The 16,823-nt window shown below is 71.8% G+C and carries 15 protein-coding genes and 1 pseudogene; 5 read left to right on the top strand and 11 right to left on the bottom strand.

The annotated features are described in order from the left end of the window. Positions 1–183 precede the first annotated feature (183 nt). A pseudogene (locus tag ACWD0Y_RS00240) lies at positions 184–582 on the top strand (glycosyltransferase); the annotation flags it as partial. Between the two features lie 111 nt (positions 583–693). Here the strand turns inward: ACWD0Y_RS00240 and ACWD0Y_RS00235 are convergent. The 5 genes from ACWD0Y_RS00235 to ACWD0Y_RS00215 all read right to left on the bottom strand — a co-directional run bounded on the left by ACWD0Y_RS00235 (position 694) and on the right by ACWD0Y_RS00215 (position 5,941). Beyond that, positions 694–1,833 carry an LOG family protein gene (locus ACWD0Y_RS00235; RefSeq protein ID WP_450258244.1) on the bottom strand — a complete coding sequence of 380 codons (1,140 nt, stop codon included), beginning with the start codon at positions 1,831–1,833 and terminating at the stop codon, positions 694–696. A 146-nt stretch (positions 1,834–1,979) separates the two neighbouring features. After that, positions 1,980–3,152 carry a hypothetical protein gene (locus ACWD0Y_RS00230; protein WP_450258243.1) on the bottom strand — a complete coding sequence of 391 codons (1,173 nt, stop codon included), beginning with the start codon at positions 3,150–3,152 and terminating at the stop codon, positions 1,980–1,982. Next, a complete protein-coding gene (locus ACWD0Y_RS00225) occupies positions 3,134–3,862 on the bottom strand; it encodes an ABC transporter ATP-binding protein (protein ID WP_450258242.1) in 729 nt (242 codons plus the stop codon). The genes ACWD0Y_RS00230 and ACWD0Y_RS00225 overlap by 19 nt, the downstream gene beginning before the upstream one ends. A gap of 208 nt (positions 3,863–4,070) precedes the next feature. Beyond that, complete coding sequence (locus ACWD0Y_RS00220; protein ID WP_093798785.1) at positions 4,071–5,450, bottom strand: aspartate aminotransferase family protein; 1,380 nt, start codon at positions 5,448–5,450, stop codon at positions 4,071–4,073. Beyond that, positions 5,435–5,941 (bottom strand): Lrp/AsnC family transcriptional regulator, encoded by a 507-nt coding sequence (locus tag ACWD0Y_RS00215; RefSeq protein ID WP_093798784.1) that lies wholly within the window; start codon positions 5,939–5,941, stop codon positions 5,435–5,437. Before ACWD0Y_RS00215 ends, ACWD0Y_RS00220 begins: the two co-directional genes overlap by 16 nt. 165 nt (positions 5,942–6,106) lie before the next feature. Between ACWD0Y_RS00215 and ACWD0Y_RS00210 the strand changes: the two genes are divergently transcribed. Both ACWD0Y_RS00210 and ACWD0Y_RS00205 read left to right on the top strand, forming a co-directional pair. Beyond that, positions 6,107–7,546, top strand: a complete 1,440-nt coding sequence (locus ACWD0Y_RS00210; RefSeq protein ID WP_344499797.1) for a gamma-aminobutyraldehyde dehydrogenase — start codon at positions 6,107–6,109, stop codon at positions 7,544–7,546. A 105-nt stretch (positions 7,547–7,651) separates the two neighbouring features. Further along, a complete protein-coding gene (locus ACWD0Y_RS00205; protein ID WP_450258334.1) occupies positions 7,652–8,815 on the top strand; it encodes a polyamine ABC transporter substrate-binding protein in 1,164 nt (387 codons plus the stop codon). Between the two features lie 10 nt (positions 8,816–8,825). Here the strand turns inward: ACWD0Y_RS00205 and ACWD0Y_RS00200 are convergent, their stop codons facing one another. The 6 genes from ACWD0Y_RS00200 to ACWD0Y_RS00175 all read right to left on the bottom strand — a co-directional run bounded on the left by ACWD0Y_RS00200 (position 8,826) and on the right by ACWD0Y_RS00175 (position 14,024). Next, positions 8,826–9,995: a serine hydrolase domain-containing protein gene (locus tag ACWD0Y_RS00200; protein ID WP_450258241.1), complete on the bottom strand. Its 1,170-nt coding sequence runs from the start codon at positions 9,993–9,995 to the stop codon at positions 8,826–8,828. A gap of 73 nt (positions 9,996–10,068) precedes the next feature. Next, positions 10,069–10,800 (bottom strand): response regulator, encoded by a 732-nt coding sequence (locus ACWD0Y_RS00195; RefSeq protein ID WP_450258240.1) that lies wholly within the window; start codon positions 10,798–10,800, stop codon positions 10,069–10,071. Then, positions 10,797–12,026, bottom strand: a complete 1,230-nt coding sequence (locus ACWD0Y_RS00190; protein ID WP_450258239.1) for a sensor histidine kinase — start codon at positions 12,024–12,026, stop codon at positions 10,797–10,799. The genes ACWD0Y_RS00195 and ACWD0Y_RS00190 overlap by 4 nt, the downstream gene beginning before the upstream one ends. Continuing rightward, positions 12,026–12,229 (bottom strand): SAM-dependent methyltransferase, encoded by a 204-nt coding sequence (locus tag ACWD0Y_RS00185; protein WP_450258238.1) that lies wholly within the window; start codon positions 12,227–12,229, stop codon positions 12,026–12,028. The genes ACWD0Y_RS00190 and ACWD0Y_RS00185 overlap by 1 nt, the downstream gene beginning before the upstream one ends. 30 nt (positions 12,230–12,259) lie before the next feature. Then, entirely contained in the window at positions 12,260–12,976 is a 717-nt protein-coding gene (locus tag ACWD0Y_RS00180; protein WP_450258237.1) for a glycerophosphodiester phosphodiesterase, read from the bottom strand. Between the two features lie 19 nt (positions 12,977–12,995). Further along, positions 12,996–14,024 carry an adenosine deaminase gene (locus ACWD0Y_RS00175; protein WP_450258236.1) on the bottom strand — a complete coding sequence of 343 codons (1,029 nt, stop codon included), beginning with the start codon at positions 14,022–14,024 and terminating at the stop codon, positions 12,996–12,998. A 120-nt stretch (positions 14,025–14,144) separates the two neighbouring features. Between ACWD0Y_RS00175 and ACWD0Y_RS00170 the strand changes: the two genes are divergently transcribed. Further along, positions 14,145–14,867, top strand: coding sequence for a DUF4190 domain-containing protein (locus tag ACWD0Y_RS00170; protein WP_450258235.1), 723 nt, complete (start codon positions 14,145–14,147; stop codon positions 14,865–14,867). Between the two features lie 402 nt (positions 14,868–15,269). Next, positions 15,270–16,784 (top strand): gamma-aminobutyraldehyde dehydrogenase, encoded by a 1,515-nt coding sequence (locus ACWD0Y_RS00165; RefSeq protein WP_450258234.1) that lies wholly within the window; start codon positions 15,270–15,272, stop codon positions 16,782–16,784. The last annotated feature ends 39 nt before the right edge of the window (positions 16,785–16,823 follow it).

Below are 16,823 nucleotides of genomic sequence, written 5' to 3'. Positions count from 1 at the left end.
GTACCTCGGGGCGAGCACCCGTACCCCGGTCGCGGCGGCCCTCGGGTCCGGCGGGCGGCTGGAACGGCTCGCTCCGGAGGTGGGCACCACCGTCTTCCGGCCCGGTCCGGCCTCGACGCGGCACCGGTACGGGAAAGGTACGGCCCCGCCGACCGGCCGGGGATCCTGTGCGCCGCCGGGCTCGTGGCCCGCAAGGGACAGGACACGCTGATCAGGACGCTGGGGAGGGTACGGCGCGACGTGCCCGGCGCCGTGCTGCTGCTCGTCGGCGACGGGCCGTACGAGCGCCGGCTGCGCCGGACGGCGGCCGAGCACGGGGGCACGGACGCCCGGGTCTTCGCGGGCGGTCATCCGCACGGGGCCATGCCCTCCTTCTACGCCGCCGCCGATGTCTTCGCGATGCCGTGCCGCACGCGAAGGCGCGGGCGGGAGGTGGAGGGGCCCGGCACCGTCTTCCTGGAGGCGGCCGCCGCCGGACCGCCGGTGCCGGTGGGCGACTCGGGCGGTGCGCCGGACGCCGTACGGGACGGGGAGACGGGACACGCCGTCGGCGGGCGGTCGGGGGCGGCTGTCGCGGAGCGGCCGGCGCGGATGTTCGACGGCCCCCTTCCCGCCCGGGCGACGGGCGAGAAGGGGCGGCACCGGGTGCGTACGGAGTGCAGCCGGGACCGGTCGTACGAGCGGCCGGCCGGGTTACTCGGCGGCCAGCCGGGCCAGCGCCGCCGGGGCCTGGTCGACGGTGTCCACCAGGGCGATGCGGGACTCCATCGGGCGGCCCTGGGCCAGGGACTGGAGCAGGGGCCAGGCGGGGAGCCGCTCGGTCCAGTGGGCGCGGTTCACCAGGACCATGGGGGTCGGTTCGCCGCGTGACTCGTAGTAGTTGGGGGTCGCGTTGTCGAAGATCTCCTGGACCGTGCCGGCCGCGCCGGGCAGGAAGACGACACCGGCGTTGCAGCGCGCGAGGAGGCCGTCCTCGCGGGTGGCGTTGGCGAAGTACTTGGCGATGTGGCCGGCGAAGGCGTTCGGGGGCTCGTGGCCGTAGAACCAGGTGGGGATGCCGATGGAGTCGCCGCCGGACGGCCAGCGGTCGCGGATCTCGAAGGCGGTGCGGGCCCAGTCGGTGATGGAGGGGGTGAAGGACGGGACCTTGGCGAGGAGCTGGAGGGCGTCGTCGAGTACGGCGTCGTCCTGGAGGGGAGCCAGGTAGGCGCCGAGGTTCGCCGCCTCCATCGCGCCGGGGCCGCCGCCGGTGGCGACGGTCACGCCGCTGCGGGCGAGGGTGCGGCCGAGGCGTGCGGCGCCGGCGTAGGCGGTGGTGCCGCGGGCCATGGCGTGGCCGCCCATGACGCCGACGACGCGGGCGCCGGCGAGGTGTTCGTCGAGGGCGTCCGAGACGGCGTCGTCGTGGATGGAGCGGAGCATCGAGGCGAATATGTCGCCGTCGGCCTTGGTGCGCTGGAACCAGGCGTACGCGAGGGCGTCGGGGGTGGCGTCGTACCCCTGCTCCAGGTGCTCGAAGAGGGTGTCGGCGGTGTAGAGCAGCCCGCGGTACGGGTCGAAGGGCAGGTCGGGGACGGGCGGGAAGACGAGGGCGCCGTCCGCGCGGACCTTGGCGAGGCCGTCGGGGTGCATGGGGCAGCCGAGGAACACGGCCCCGGATGTGGCGACGGCGAGGAGGTCGGGGGTACGGGCCGTCAGGTCGACGGCCTGGACGCGGTAGCCGCCGAGCGAGCCGCGCGCGACGGCGGCGTCGAACTCGGCGAGGGTCTCGATCTCGTGGTCGTGGTCGTGGTCGCGGTCGTGGCGGGCGTCGGGGTCCGTGAGGTGAGGCACGCGACGATGCTAGGCGGTGGGCGGTACGGCGTGTTGCCGGGGGAGCGGGGCCGGGAACGGGGCCGGCCCCGCGGCGGGGGCCGCCCTGTTCCGCGCGGGCTGCCCGGGCGGGACTCGGGCCGGGCGGGACTCGGGCCGGGCGGGGGTCAGGAGGTCAGGGGGAGGGCCGCCAGGACTGCCAGGACGCAGGTCACGGGGGTGAAGACGGTCAGGACGGCTGTCGCTCTCAGGGCCGCCGCCGTACGGAGGGTCTGGGAGGGGGCGCCCATGCGGGCCAGGGTGTCCGCGGTGGCCGTGCGGGCGTGTTTCGCCTCCAGGGCCGCCATCAGCAGCGTGCCGACCGTGCAGCCCGCCACCAGCGCCGCGCCCAGGCCGGTCAGGGGGCCGAAGGGGGCGGCGGAGCCGGCGTCGGGCAGGGTCGCCGTGGCGATCGCCGCCGACGCCACCGCGCACACCACGCCCAGCGGGCGGCCGATCCGGCGGGCCTCGTCCATCAGGACGCGGCCCGCGAGCAGCCGCACCGCGCCCGGGCGCACGCACTGGAGCAGGCGGCCGGCGAGGTGGGTCAGCCCGGGGCCCGCGAGGGCGAGGCCGAGGGCGGTCAGGGCCCAGCCGGCCAGGACGCCGGGCGGGGCCACGTCCAGCCGGCCCGGCAGCGGGAGCGGCGTGCCGGGGACGCCGCGGCTCGCGTAGGTCTCGACCGCGAGGCCCGCGGCGACGAGGGCCACTCCCCAGGGCAGGCCGGCGGGGGACAGGGGCGCGGAGGACTGTTCACCGGAACCCTGTCCACCGGAGCGCTTCGGGCGGCGCGGGCGCAGTGCCACGGCGCTCGCGACCGCCGCCGTGACCGGCGCCAGGCTCAGCAGGGTGAGCACGGCGGCCGACGGCAACGGCTGGTCCGCGGCCAGCAGCCCGGCCGCCGCGCCGTCGAGGGGCAGGCGGCCCCGGCCGCCGCCGCGCAGGTGGAGGAAGAGGAGGAGCGCCAGCACGCTGCCCAGGGCGCAGGAGACCGCCGTGGACACGGCCGCGAGCGCCGCGAGGCGGGCCGGGCCGAGGCCGACGGCGGAGAGCCCCGCGCGCGGCGGGCTCGTACCGGGGTCGGCGCGGGCCACCGCCGCCGCGAAGTACACGGTGGCCGCGAGCGGGGCCAGGCACCAGAGCAGGCGCAGCGCGGAGTCCCCGGACTGCGCGGGATGACCCATCGCGTGACCCAGGGTGCACAGGAGGAGGAAACCTACGCCGCCCGATGCCACCGCGACCAGCAGTCGCCGCAGCAGGACCAGCGGGTGGGTGCCGCGGGCTAGACGGAGAGCGAGCACGCGGCCCGGCCTTCCGCACCGTCCACCTGTACGGAGTTGACGGGCTGCCCGTCGAGCAGCGACACCGTACGGTCCGCGAGCATCGCCACCTCCGCGTCGTGCGTCGCGAGGACGACCGTGATGCGGTGCGAGCGGGCCGCGGCGGTGAGCGTACGCAGCACCTGGGCGCGGTCCTTGCGGTGCAGCGGCGCCGTCGGTTCGTCCGCGAACAGCACCGCCGGCGTGTTGACCAGCGAACGGGCGATGGCGATCCGCTGGCGCTGGGACTGCAGGAGCGCGGCGGGCCGCTTGCGGGCGACCGCGCCGATGTCGAGCCGCTCCAGCCACTCCATCGCGGTCTTCTTCGCGGCGCGGTGCGCGATGCCGTGGAGGAGGAGCGGCAGGGCCGCGTTCTCCCAGGCGCTCAGTTCCGGCAGGAGCCGGGGTTCGGGGTCGATCCAGCCGAACCGGTCACGGCGCAGCCGTTCGCGCAGCACGGGACTCATGGTGTGCACGGGCGCGCTGTCGAACCATACTTCGCCCTCCTCGGGGACCAGCTGGCCGGAGAGGCACTGGAGGAGGGTCGTCTTGCCGCTGCCGCGCGGGCCGTTGACGGCGAGGATCTCGCCCTCGCGCACGCCCAGCGAGACGCCGGTGAGGGCGGGGGAGCCGCTGTACGAGTAGTGCAGGGAGCGTGCCCAGAGCACATCGTTGTCGGGTGGGGCCACCATGGCGTACACCTCACGTCTTGAGTGTCACAGCAGATATCCCGTTCCCCCGTACGGGGGAACGAAGACGGGGCCGATCGGTCACTGGGCACCGTAAGGATTCATGACGTGGTGGCGTGGCAAGCGCGCGGCCCGGATACGTCCGTTCTCACTCGAACGGGCGAATCCGGGCCGCGATTGGGTCATACGATCAGAGCAGGCTCACTCTGACTCAGAGCTTGGTCCATGCCTCCGTGAGCACCTGACGCAGGATGCCCTCGATCTCGTCGAAGGTGCCCTGGTTGGAGATCAGCGGCGGGGCGAGCTGGACGACCGGGTCGCCACGGTCGTCGGCGCGGCAGTACAGGCCGTTCTCGAAGAGGGCCTTGGAGAGGAAGCCGTAGAGCACGCGCTCCGTCTCCTCGTCCGTGAAGGTCTCCTTCGTGGCCTTGTCCTTCACCAGCTCGATGCCGTAGAAGAAGCCGTTGCCGCGGACGTCGCCGACGATCGGCAGGTCGTTGAGCTTCTTCAGCGTCGAGAAGAACGCGTCCTCGTTGTCGAGCACGTGCTGGTTGAGGCCCTCGCGCTCGAAGATGTCGAGGTTCGCGCAGCCGACCGCCGCGGAGACCGGGTGGCCACCGAAGGTGTAGCCGTGCAGGAAGGTGTTGTCGCCCTTGTAGAACGGCTCGGCCAGCTTGTCCGAGATGATGCACGCGCCGATCGGGGAGTAGCCCGACGTCATGCCCTTGGCGCAGGTGATCATGTCCGGTACGTAGTCGAACTTGTCGCACGCGAACATCGTGCCGAGGCGGCCGAAGGCGCAGATGACCTCGTCGGAGACGAGCAGCACGTCGTACTTGTCGCAGATCTCGCGGACCCGCTGGAAGTACCCGGGCGGCGGCGGGAAGCAGCCGCCGGCGTTCTGCACCGGCTCCAGGAAGACGGCCGCGACCGTCTCCGGGCCCTCGAAGAGGATCTCCTGCTCGATCTGGTCGGCGGCCCAGCGGCCGAAGGCCTCCGGGTCGTCGCCGTGGATCGGCGCACGGTAGATGTTGGTGTTCGGCACCTTGTGCGCGCCCGGTACGAGCGGCTCGAAGGGGGCCTTGAGGGCCGGCAGGCCGGTGATGGACAGGGCGCCCTGCGGGGTGCCGTGGTAGGCCACCGCGCGGGAGATCACCTTGTACTTGGTGTGGTTGCCGGTGAGCTTGTGGTACTGCTTCGCCAGCTTCCACGCGGTCTCGACGGCCTCGCCGCCACCGGTGGTGAAGAAGACCTTGTTGAGGTCGCCCGGTGCGTAGTTCGCGAGGCGCTCGGCCAGCTCGACGGCCTTGGGGTGCGCGTACGACCAGATCGGGAAGAAGGCGAGCTCCTGCGCCTGCTTGTACGCGGTCTCCGCGAGCTCGTGGCGGCCGTGGCCGGCGTTCACCACGAACAGGCCGGAGAGGCCGTCGAGGTACTTCTTGCCCTTGTCGTCGTAGATGTAGGTGCCCTCACCACGCACGATGGTGGGCACGGGTGCGTTCTCGTAGGACGACATGCGGGTGAAATGCATCCACAGGTGGTCGTACGCGGTCTTGGAGAGGTCCTGGCTCACGACTATCGGGTTCCCCACATATAGGTCTGCTTCTTCAGCTTGAGGTAGACGAAGCTCTCGGTGGAACGCACGCCGGGGAGCGTGCGGATCCTCTTGTTGATCACTTCGAGCAGGTGGTCGTCGTCCTCGCAGACGATCTCCACCATGAGGTCGAAGGAGCCCGCGGTCATCACCACGTACTCGCACTCGGCCATGGCTGTCAGCGCTTCGGCGACGGGGTCGAGGTCGCCCTCGACGTTGATGCCGACCATGGCCTGCCGCCGGAAGCCCACGGTGAGCGGGTCGGTGACGGCGACGATCTGCATCACGCCCTGGTCGAGCAGCTTCTGCACGCGCTGGCGCACGGCCGCCTCGGAGAGGCCCACGGCCTTGCCGATGGAGGCGTAAGGACGGCGTCCGTCCTCCTGGAGCTGCTCGATGATCGCCAGAGACACGGCATCGACCGTTGGGGACGAGCCGTTCCCGGTTCTGGAATCTGCGCTTCTACTGGCCACGTCTTCACTGTGCACGACGTCTCGACTGTTCCGCAACCCCAAACCGATGAAATCCGTTGTTTGAAGCGTCGGATCTTGCTGAATCCGAAGTTCCCGGTATGCGGGTATGTCGAAAGCGATACCCGAGCGACTAGGGTGGGCATCTCAGCAATCGGACATCCGACCAGGGAAGGGGTGGCTGTGACCACCGAACTGCGCCGCCTGCGCAACTACATCGACGGAGAGTTCCGCGACGCCGCCGACGGGCGGACCATCGACGTGGTCAACCCGGCCACGGGCGACGTGTACGCCACCTCGCCGCTCTCCGGCCAGGAGGACGTCGACGCCGCCATGGCCGCCGCCGCCGCGGCCTTCCCGGCCTGGCGCGACACCACGCCCGCGGAGCGCCAGAAGGCACTGCTCAAGATCGCGGACGCCTTCGAGGAGCGCGCCGAGGAGCTGATCGCGGCCGAGTCCGAGAACACCGGCAAGCCGCTCGGTCTCACGCGGACCGAGGAACTGCCGCCCATGGTCGACCAGATCCGCTTCTTCGCGGGCGCGGCCCGGCTGCTCGAAGGCCGCTCGGCCGGCGAGTACATGGAGGGCCTGACCTCCATCATCCGCCGCGAGCCGGTCGGCGTCTGCGCACAGGTCGCGCCGTGGAACTACCCGATGATGATGGCCGTGTGGAAGTTCGCCCCGGCGCTCGCCGCGGGCAACACGGTCGTCCTGAAGCCGTCGGACACGACCCCGGCGTCCACCGTCCTGATGGCCGAGATCATCGGCTCGATCGTCCCCAAGGGCGTCTTCAACGTCGTCTGCGGCGACCGTGACACCGGCCGCGCGATGGTCGAGCACCCGGTCCCGGCGATGGCCTCCATCACCGGTTCCGTACGGGCCGGCATGCAGGTCGCCGAGTCCGCAGCCAAGGACGTCAAGCGCGTCCACCTGGAGCTCGGCGGCAAGGCGCCGGTCGTCGTCTTCGACGACACCGACATCGCCAAGGCCGTCGAGGACATCTCGGTCGCGGGCTTCTTCAACGCCGGCCAGGACTGCACCGCCGCGACGCGCGTGCTCGTACAGGAGTCGATCCACGACGAGTTCGTGACCGCGCTGGCGAAGGCCGCCGCCGACACGAAGACCGGGCAGCCGGACGACGAGGACGTGCTCTACGGCCCGCTCAACAACGCCAACCAGCTCAAGCAGGTCAGCGGCTTCATCGAGCGCCTCCCGGCGCACGCCAAGGTCGAGGCGGGCGGCGAGCGGGTCGGCGACAAGGGCTACTTCTACGCCCCGACCGTCGTCTCCGGCCTCAAGCAGGACGACGAGATCATCCAGAACGAGGTCTTCGGCCCCGTCATCACCGTCCAGTCCTTCACGGACGAGGCGCAGGCCCTGGAGTGGGCCAACGGCGTCGACTACGCGCTGGCGTCCTCGGTGTGGACCAAGGACCACGCGCGGGCGATGCGCATGTCCAAGAACCTCGACTTCGGCTGCGTGTGGATCAACACCCACATCCCGCTGGTCGCGGAGATGCCGCACGGCGGCTTCAAGAAGTCCGGTTACGGCAAGGACCTCTCGGCGTACGGCTTCGAGGACTACACGCGCATCAAGCACGTGATGACCTCGATCGAGGGCTGATCAGGACGCTGTTCCGCGAAGGCGGGCGGTAGACAGACTGTCTATTGCCCGCCTTCGCCGTGCGGGACGAGAGTGGGCGCCATGAGTGATCTCGGTCGTGCTCGTGTGTCGCGTCGTACGCTGCTCCGCGGATTCCCGGCGGCGGGCGCGCTGGCCGCGCTCGCCGGATGCGGGGTGCCGGCGGCGTACGTCGAACCGGGCGACCGGGCCGCCGCCGACCGGTCGGAGCGCGACCGCAGTCTTCGGTTCGCCAACTGGCCGCTCTACATCGACACCGACGACGAGAAAACGTCGCGGCGGCCCACCCTCGACGCCTTCACCGAGCGGACCGGGATATCCGTCCGCTACACCGAAGAGATCAACGACAACGACGAGTTCTTCGGGAAGATCAGCCCCGCGCTGATGAACCACCAGGAGACCGGCCGCGACCTGATCGTCGTCAGCGACTGGATGGCCGCCCGGTTCGTACGCCTGGGCTGGGTGCAGGAGATGGACCGTGCGCAGCAGCCGAACGTCGCCAGGTACCTCGACCCGCAGCTGCGTACACCCGCCTTCGACGAGGGGCGGCTGCACTCCGTGCCCTGGCAGTCCGGGATCACCGGCATCGCGTACAACCGCAGGAGACTCGGTCACGAGATCCGCTCCACCTCCCAGCTGTGGGCCGACGACCTGCGCGGCAGGGTGACGCTCCTCTCCGGACTCGACGAGAGCTTCGCCCTGCTGATGCAGGGCAACGGCGCCGACGTCACGCGCTGGACCGCCGACGACTTCCACACGGTGTGCGAGCAGGTGGAGAAGCTGGTGAAGCGCAGGCACATCAGGCGCTTCACCAGCAACGACTACATCAAGGACCTGGCGAGCGGCGACGTCCTGGCGTGCCAGGCGTACTCGGGCGACGTCATCCAGCTCAGGGCCGACAACCCCGACATCGAGTTCGTGGTGCCGGAGGAGGGGGCGGAGCTGTGGGCGGAGAGCCTGATGATCCCCAACCTCGCCCGCCACAAGCGCAACGCGGAGAAGCTCGTCGACCACTACTACGAGCCCGAGGTCGCGGCGGAACTGGCCGCCTGGGTCAACTACGTCTGCCCGGTGCCGGCGGCGCGCGACGTCCTGGCCTCGGCCAAGGACGGGGAGACCGCCGCCCTCGCCGAGGACCCGCTGATCTTCCCCGACGACGCGATGCGGGAGCGGCTGGCGATCGCGCGGGACATCACGGCGCAGGAGCGTGTCGGGTTCGCGAAGAAGTGGAACGCGGTCGTGGGGCTGTAGCCCGGGTGGATCAGCTCTTGTCCACCGCGCCGAAGGCCGCCTGCACCAGGTCCGTCACGACCGGGTTCCTGTCCTGGCCCTTCGCATCGGTGGAGTTGACGCTGTAGACGAGGATGCGGGAGCGGTCGCGGGTGCCGCCGATGCCCGCGTTGTAGCCCCAGCGACCGCCCGTCTTGCCCCACACCTGGCGGCCGCCGAGCTTCCAGGACGTCAGGCCGGCGCTGTACGTCGCCTCGCCCTCCGTGAGCCGAGGCAGCGTGAACATCTCCTCCAGCAGCGGTCCTCGCACGACCTGCCCGCCGAACAGCGCGTGCGTGAAGCGCTCCAGGTCGGCACTGGTGGAAATGACGTCTCCCGCCGCCCAGCCGTCGGTGGGACTCCACACGCTGACATCACGCAGCCCGGTGCTGCCGTCCGCCAGCCTCATGGTCTGGTAGCCGTGGTTGTGCGGGCCGTGGATGCGGGGGTCGGTGCCGGGGAACGAAGTGCTGTGCAGGGCGAGGGGCTTGATGATGCGCCGGGTGACCTCGTCCTCGTACGAGCGGCCCGTGAGCTTCTCGACCAGCAGGCCCGCAATGGTGTAACCGATGTTGCTGTAGTGCTGCTGCGTGCCGGCCGGGAACAGTTCCTTCCGTGACACCGCCGAGGCAACCATCCCCGTCGGCGTGTGGACGTGGAAGCGGTTCGCGTACCACTCCTCCACGGTCGTCCCCTCGAAGACGGGGGACGGCAGACCGCTGGTGTGGTTCAGCAACTGGCGCACGGTGACCTTCTCGTACGCCGCCGGGATGTGTTCCGGCAGATAGGCGCGGACGGAGCGGTCGAGGTCGACCTTCCGCTCGGAGGCGAGCTGGAGGACCACCGCCGCCGTGAAGACCTTGGTCACCGAGCCGGCCCGGAAACGGGCGTCCGGGTCGGCCGCGCGGCCGGTCCTGAGGTCGTGGACACCCGCGCTGCCGCGCCAGGTGCCGTCCGTGCCCGAGACCCGTACGAGCGCCGCGGTCGCCCGGCGGTCCCGCAGGCCGGTGATGGCGGCGCGCAGCGCCTTGGCGTCGGGTGCGTCGTACGACGGGGCGGACGCCACGGGGGAGTCCGTGGAGGCGGAGGCGGAGGCGGCGGGACCGGCCGCGATGCCGAGGACCAGGGCGGTGGCGAGAAGGGTGCGGGTGCGGGCGTTCATCGTGGGGCCTCCGGGGCGTGGAATCCGTACCTGCTGACGGAGTCCATCCTGGGGAAGGGGAGGCCGTGGCGGATCACCGGAGCGAGCGGTCCTCGCCGCGCTGTTTCCTCGCCTGTACGGGGGAGTGGGGAACGGTTCCTCCCCCGGGGGAGGGAGAGATCAGCCCGGTCTCGTACGCGCAGATGACCGCCTGGATGCGGTCGCGCAGGCCCAGCTTGGCGAGGACGTTGCCGACGTGTGTCTTGACGGTGTGCTCGCTGACGACCAGCGCGGCGGCGATCTCCGCGTTGGACAGGCCGCGCGCGAGGTGCAGCAGCGTCTCGCGCTCGCGGGCGGTGAGGACGTCGAGGCGGGGCGAGGGCCCTGCGGCGACGGCGGCCGGACGCGCCGCCGTGAAGTCGGCGATCAGACGGCGCGCGACGGAAGGGGCGAGGAGCGATTCGCCGGCCGCCACCACCCGTACCCCGTGGACCAGGTCGTCGCGGCGCACGTCCTTGAGGAGGAAGCCGCTCGCACCCGCGTGCAGCGCCTCGTAGACGTACTCGTCGGCGTCGAAGGTGGTGAGCATGACCGTCCGGCAGGCGGTCTGCGCGCAGATGGCACGGCAGGCGTCGATGCCGTCCATGACCGGCATGCGGATGTCGAGCAGTGCCACATCGGGGGCCAGCCGTCGCACCGCGTCGAGCGCCTGCGCGCCGTCACCGGCCTCGGCGACCACCTCGATGCCGGGCTGCGCGTCCAGGATCATCGCGAAGCCGCTGCGGACCAGCTCCTGGTCGTCGGCCACCACCACACGGATCGTCAACTCCCCACCTCCGGCACGGAGGTTACTAGGGGAAGGGTGACGTGCACCTCGAAGCCCCTGCCGCCGGGTCCAGGGCCGCTGCGGGCCGTGCCGCCGTGGGCCGCCGCCCGCTCACGGACACCGATCAGGCCGTGGCCGGGGACGGAAGCGGTGCGCGTTCCCGGGCCGCGCCCGTCGTCGGTGACGGTGATGTCCAGGGCGTCCGGCCCGTACGCCAGCCGTACGGACACGTTCTGCGCGGCGGCGTGCCGGACGGCGTTCGTCAGCGCCTCCTGGACGATGCGGTAGACCGTGGCTCCGGTGTCGGGCGGGAGCGGGCGGACATGGCCGGTGGTCTCGTATCCGGTCCTCAGGCCGCTGCGCCCCACCCGTTCCACCAGATCCGGCAGTCCGGCCGGGCCCGGCTGCGGCTCGCGCGGAGCGTCCGCCCGCTCGCCCTCCCGCATGACCCCCAGCATCCGGCGCAACTGCACCATCGCGTCCCGTCCCGTCTCCGAGATCGATTCGAAGGCGGCCTCGGCGCGCTCGGGCGCGCTGCGGACGGCGACGGGTCCCGCCTCCGCCTGGACGATCATGATGCTGACGGCGTGCGAGAGGACGTCGTGCATCTCCCGGGCGATACGGGCCCGTTCGCGCGCCGCCGCCTGCTCCGCCTCGATGCGGTTGGCCCGCTCCAGCTGCGCGGCGCGGTCCTCCACGGCGGCGGTGTACGCCTGACGGGTGTGGGTCAGCCGGCCCATGGCGTACGCGGCGGCGAAGACGATGAGTGAGAAGACCAGCTCCCGCGCCTCGCCCGTGTTCAGCGCCACCGAGGGGAAGACGGCCGCGATCACCAGCGCCCCGGTGATCTGGCGCCGGGGCGCGGGCGACAGGGCGGCGACCGTGTACAGGGCGACGAGGCCGTTGTACGGAAGGGTCTGGCCGGGGCCGTCGACGGCGAACCCGTAGACCGCCTGGGCCGCCCCGATGACGGACAGCACGCCGACCGGCGCCCTGCGCCGCCACACCAGCGGCACCACCGTGAGCGTGGTCAGCAGATACGCGGTCAGGGTCGGTTCCGGCAGGCCGGGGTCCCGCGGAATCACCCACGGCATGGTCATCGCCGCCTGCACCAGCAGGGCGACCCCCACGTCCGTCGCCCACGGGCCGGCGTCACGCAGCCGTGCGCCCGGACCGCGTGCCGCGGCGCCCGGGGCGCGTACGGCGCCCGGCTCCCTTACGGCCATCAGGGCTTGCGGGCCACCGCGCCGAACTGGGCCACCTCCGGCGCGCTCTCCTCGGCGCGCCGGCGCGCACAGGACACGGTGCCGGGGTGCATGCCGGTGACCCGGCCGCCCACCGCGCGGTCGACGGGACAGCTGTCCTTGCCGCCGGGCCAGTAGCTCCGGACGCGGACGCTGTGTGCGATGCCCATGCGGATTCTGTCCATTCGGCCATCATGCCGTAAGGGCTGACCCGCCTACCGGCGGGGAGTTCTGGTGAGCGCGCTCAGGACGTCGATCCGGTTGGTGGTGATGGAGTCGACGCCGCGGCCGATCAGGCGGCGCATCGTGAGCCCGGTGTCGGCGGTCCACGCGGAGACCAGCAGACCGTCCCGGTGCACGCGGTCCGTCAGGTCGCGGCCGACCAGGCCGAACCGGTAGTTGAGCCAGCGGGGCTTCACCGCGTCGAGCAGCGTGGCGCGGGGCGGGGTGAGGGTCGTCCAGGTCATGGCGATCTCGGCGCCGGGGTCGGCGGCGCGTACGGCCGCCATGGCGGAGACGCCCCCGCAGTAGTACACGCGCTCGCCGGCCCCGGACTCGTGGACGACGCCGACCACCGTGCGCACCGACTCGGCGGTGGCGCCCGGCAGGTCGATCATGAGGCGGCGGTCGCCGGCGGCGTGCAGTGCCTCGCGCAGGGTGGGCACGCCGCCGCCGGTGAGCTCGCGCAGGTCCTTCTCGGTGAGGGTCCCGAGCAGCCGGTCGTGGCCCCACAGCCGCTTGAGCGAGTCGTCGTGCAGCAGTACGGGGACGCCGTCGCGGGTCGGCCGGACGTCGATCTCGACGGCGTCCGCGCCCCGCTCCACCGCGGAGCGGAGCGAGGCGAGGGTGTTCTCACGGAACCGGTACGGGTCGCCGCGGTGGGCCACGGCGGTGACGGTGCGCGGGGACCGCGTGGAGGGGGAGAGGAACATGGCCCCATTGTCCGGGGCGTTACCGCCGCGCGAGCCAGTCCGCGGTGTACGCGTCGATCTCGGCGGCGATCCGCGCCTTGCCCGCCGGGTCGAGGAAGGACGCCTCCACGGCGTTCTTGGCGAGGCCGGCGACCCCGTGCTCGTCGAGGCCGAGCAGGCGGGCCGCCACCCCGTACTCGCTGTTGAGGTCGGTGCCGAACATCGGCGGGTCGTCGCTGTTGATGGTGACCAGCACGCCCGCGTCCACCATCTCCTTCAGCGGGTGCTCGTCCAGCGTGGCCACGGCGCGCGTCGCGATGTTGGACGTCGGGCAGACCTCCAGCGGGATGCGGTGCTCGGCCAGGTGGGCCAGCAGCCGTGGGTCCTTGACGGCGCTGGTGCCGTGGCCGATGCGCTCGGCGCGCAGGTCGTTCAGCGCGTCCCAGATCGTCCCGGGCCCGGTCGTCTCGCCGGCGTGCGGGACGGAGCGCAGCCCGGCCGCGATCGCCCGGTCGAAGTACGGCTTGAACTGCGGGCGCGGCACACCGATCTCGGGGCCGCCGAGACCGAACGACACCAGGCCCTCGGGGCGCAGGTCCACGGCCAGCCTCGCCGTCTCCTCCGCCGACTCCAGGCCGGCCTCGCCGGGGATGTCGAAGCACCAGCGCAGTACGGTGCCGAGCTCGGCCTCCGCCGCCCTGCGGGCGTCCTCGATCGCCTCCATGAAGGCCTTCTCGTCGATGCCCCGGCGGGTCGAGCTGAACGGCGTGATGGTCAGCTCGGCGTACCGGATGTTCTGCCTGGCCATGTCGCGGGCGACCTCGAAGGTCAGCAGCCGGACGTCCTCCGGGGTGCGGATCAGGTCCACGACGGAGAGATAGACCTCGATGAAGTGCGCGAAGTCGGTGAAGGTGAAGTAGTCCGCGAGCGCCTCGGGGTCGGTGGGGACCCTGGAGTCGGGGTGGCGGGCGGCCAGTTCGGCGACGATGCGGGGCGAGGCGGATCCGACGTGGTGCACATGCAGTTCGGCCTTGGGCAGCCCCGCGATGAAGGGGTGCAGATCGGTCATCGGATCCTCCGGATGTACGGGGTCTACGGGCCCCGGGGGGCGGTTCAGGGATCATCGTAGGCGGGCGGTACGGCCCGGAACGCAGGCCGTAGCATGGCGGAACCACGATGGGGGAGGCACATGTCAGACAACGCACAGCACCCCTCGGGCCCGCCGCCCGAGCGGCCGCGGGACCCCTGGGCGCCGCCCGAGCACGCGGTGCCGCTGGACAAGCCGCAGCCCGGCCCGCCTCCGGTGCACCACCAGCAGACGGTCACATCGGTGCCGGCCGCGGAACCGGCGCCGGGCTTCGGCCCGAGCACGGGAACGGGCCCGGGAACGGGCGCGGCCCCGGAACAGGGCGCGGTACCGCCGCCGCCTCCCGCCCCCACCGGCCCGGCGCAGACCCCGCCCGGCGAGTACGGCTACCCGGCCTACGCCGCCCCGCAGGCCCAGACCCCGTACGGCACCGGCGGCTACCCCGGGTATCCGGGATACGGCGGCCCGGCCGGCTGGGCCGGACAGCAGGGCCCGGCGAACGGCTTCGGCATCACCGCGATGGTGCTCGGCATCATCTCCGTCACGTTCTTCTGTGCCTACGGCCTCGGCATCATCCTCGGCATCCTCGCGCTGATCTTCGGCATCCTCGGCCGCAAGCGCGTCCAGCGCGGCGAGGCGACGAACAGCGGCATGGCCCTGGCGGGGATCATCCTCGGCATCGTCGGTTTCGTGCTCAGCGCGGCGTTCATCGGGGTCATCGTCTGGGCGATCGTCCAGTCCGAGAACGAGCGCGACAGGGAACTCGACTCGTACGACCCCTACGCGCACTCCTCGCTGGTGGTCGAGGCCCCCGCCCGGGGCTAGGGCGACGTCCGGCCGGTTCTCCTTTCCCCCGTACCGCTCCCGGACACCCCGCGGGCCGGATTCTCACCCGGAGAATCCGGCCCGTCCGGCGTTCGGGGGCGTTCGGGACGTCCGGGGGCGTCCGGCCGGGCGCGAGGAGAGGAAAGCGCCGCAGACACCCGCTTCACCTGGGGTTTCGCCCGGTAAAGCGGCCATGCCACGCCGATTCGGCGCGCGCCACGGACACTCCGTACGGTATTTCCTCCTCGACGCGACACATGGTCGACCGATTCCGTCGCGTAACCAAAAGGCAACAACGGAATCCCTTGTTGCTCTTGTGTGCCTCTGTCAGGATCGGCACTCAAATCCAGCTGGAGCTACGCCGACACCCGCTGAGCGGGGAGAACGGCGGAGGAGAGCGTCATGGTCAACCGCTTCCCGGTGCAGGACCGATTCGCGGACGGTGCGCAGTACATCGCCGGACAGCTGCGCGCGGGCACCTCGGGCCGGACACACACCGTCGTGGACCCCGCGACCGGCGAGAAGGTCTACGCGTACGAGCTGGCGTCCACCGCCGACGTCGACGCGGCGGTCGCGGCCGCGCGCGCGGCGTTCCCCGGCTGGTCGGGAGCCACCCCGGGGGAGCGCTCCGATGCGATGCACCGCTTCGCCGCCGTACTCGCCGAGCAGGCCGAGGACTTCGCGTACGTCGAGTCGCTCCAGTGCGGCAAGCCGATCAAGCTGTCCGCCGGGTTCGACGTGCCGGGCAGTGTCGACAACACCGCCTTCTTCGCGGGCGCGGCCCGTCACCTGGAGGGCAAGGCGGCCGGCGAGTACTCCGGCGACCACACCTCGTACGTACGGCGTGAGGCGATCGGTGTCGTGGGGTCCGTCGCCCCCTGGAACTACCCTCTCCAGATGGCCGCCTGGAAGGTCCTGCCGGCGATCGCGGCGGGCAACACCATCGTCCTGAAGCCCGCCGAGATCACGCCGCTGACCTCGGTCATGTTCGCGCAGGCGGCGAAGGAGGCCGGCATCCCGGACGGTGTGATCAACATCGTCACCGGCGCCGGCAAGGACGTCGGCGAGCACCTCGTCGGACATCCGGACGTGGTCATGACCTCCTTCACCGGGTCGACCGCCGTCGGCAGGCGCGTCGCCGAGATCGCCACCTCCACCGTCAAGCGCCTCCACCTCGAACTCGGCGGCAAAGCGCCCTTCGTGGTCTTCGACGACGCCGATCTCGAAGCCGCGGTGCACGGCGCGGTGGCCGGCTCGCTCATCAACACCGGGCAGGACTGCACGGCCGCGACCCGCGCCTATGTCCAGCGCCCGCTCTACGACGCCTTCGTCGCGGGCGTCGCCGAGCTGATGGAGAGCGTGCGGCTCGGCGACCCCTTCGACCCCTCCACCGACCTCGGTCCGCTCATCAGCCACGCCCAGCGCGACCGGGTCGCCGGTTTCGTCGAGCGCGCCCGTGCGTACGCCCGGGTGGTGACCGGGGGCGAAGCGCCCGCCGGCGACCTCGCCAAGGGGGCGTACTACCGCCCCACGCTCGTCGCCGACGCCCCGCAGGACAGCGAGATCGTCCAGGCCGAGATCTTCGGCCCGGTCCTCGTCGTGCTGCCCTTCGACACCGACGACGAGGGCATCGGGCTCGCCAACGACACCCCGTACGGCCTCGCCGCCTCGGCCTGGACCCGCGACGTGTTCCGCGCGAACCGCGCCACCCGCGAGATCAAGGCGGGCTGCGTCTGGGTCAACGACCACATCCCGATCATCAGCGAGATGCCGCACGGCGGCTACAAGGCCAGCGGCTTCGGCAAGGACATGTCGGCGTACTCCTTCGAGGAGTACACGCAGGTCAAGCATGTGATGTACGACAACACCGCGGTCGCCCGCAAGGATTGGCACCGCACGATCTTCGGGGACCGGTAGTCACTCAGCCACTGCGCCGCACGACCAGCGGCCCCACCC

The organism is Streptomyces altiplanensis, from assembly GCF_053591575.1.
This window is presented reverse-complemented; position numbering and strand designations above follow the sequence as displayed.

Excerpts from the sequence above, each read along its gene's own strand:
- ACWD0Y_RS00165 (WP_450258234.1), top strand. The coding sequence starts at position 15,270 with ATGGTCAACCGCTTCCCGGTGCAGGACCGATTCGCGGACGGTGCGCAG.
- ACWD0Y_RS00225 (WP_450258242.1), bottom strand. The coding sequence starts at position 3,862 with ATGGTGGCCCCACCCGACAACGATGTGCTCTGGGCACGCTCCCTGCAC.
- ACWD0Y_RS00175 (WP_450258236.1), bottom strand. The coding sequence starts at position 14,024 with ATGACCGATCTGCACCCCTTCATCGCGGGGCTGCCCAAGGCCGAACTG.
- ACWD0Y_RS00180 (WP_450258237.1), bottom strand. The coding sequence starts at position 12,976 with ATGTTCCTCTCCCCCTCCACGCGGTCCCCGCGCACCGTCACCGCCGTG.
- ACWD0Y_RS00170 (WP_450258235.1), top strand. The coding sequence starts at position 14,145 with ATGTCAGACAACGCACAGCACCCCTCGGGCCCGCCGCCCGAGCGGCCG.
- ACWD0Y_RS00185 (WP_450258238.1), bottom strand. The coding sequence starts at position 12,229 with ATGGACAGAATCCGCATGGGCATCGCACACAGCGTCCGCGTCCGGAGC.
- ACWD0Y_RS00190 (WP_450258239.1), bottom strand. The coding sequence starts at position 12,026 with ATGGCCGTAAGGGAGCCGGGCGCCGTACGCGCCCCGGGCGCCGCGGCA.
- ACWD0Y_RS00200 (WP_450258241.1), bottom strand. The coding sequence starts at position 9,995 with ATGAACGCCCGCACCCGCACCCTTCTCGCCACCGCCCTGGTCCTCGGC.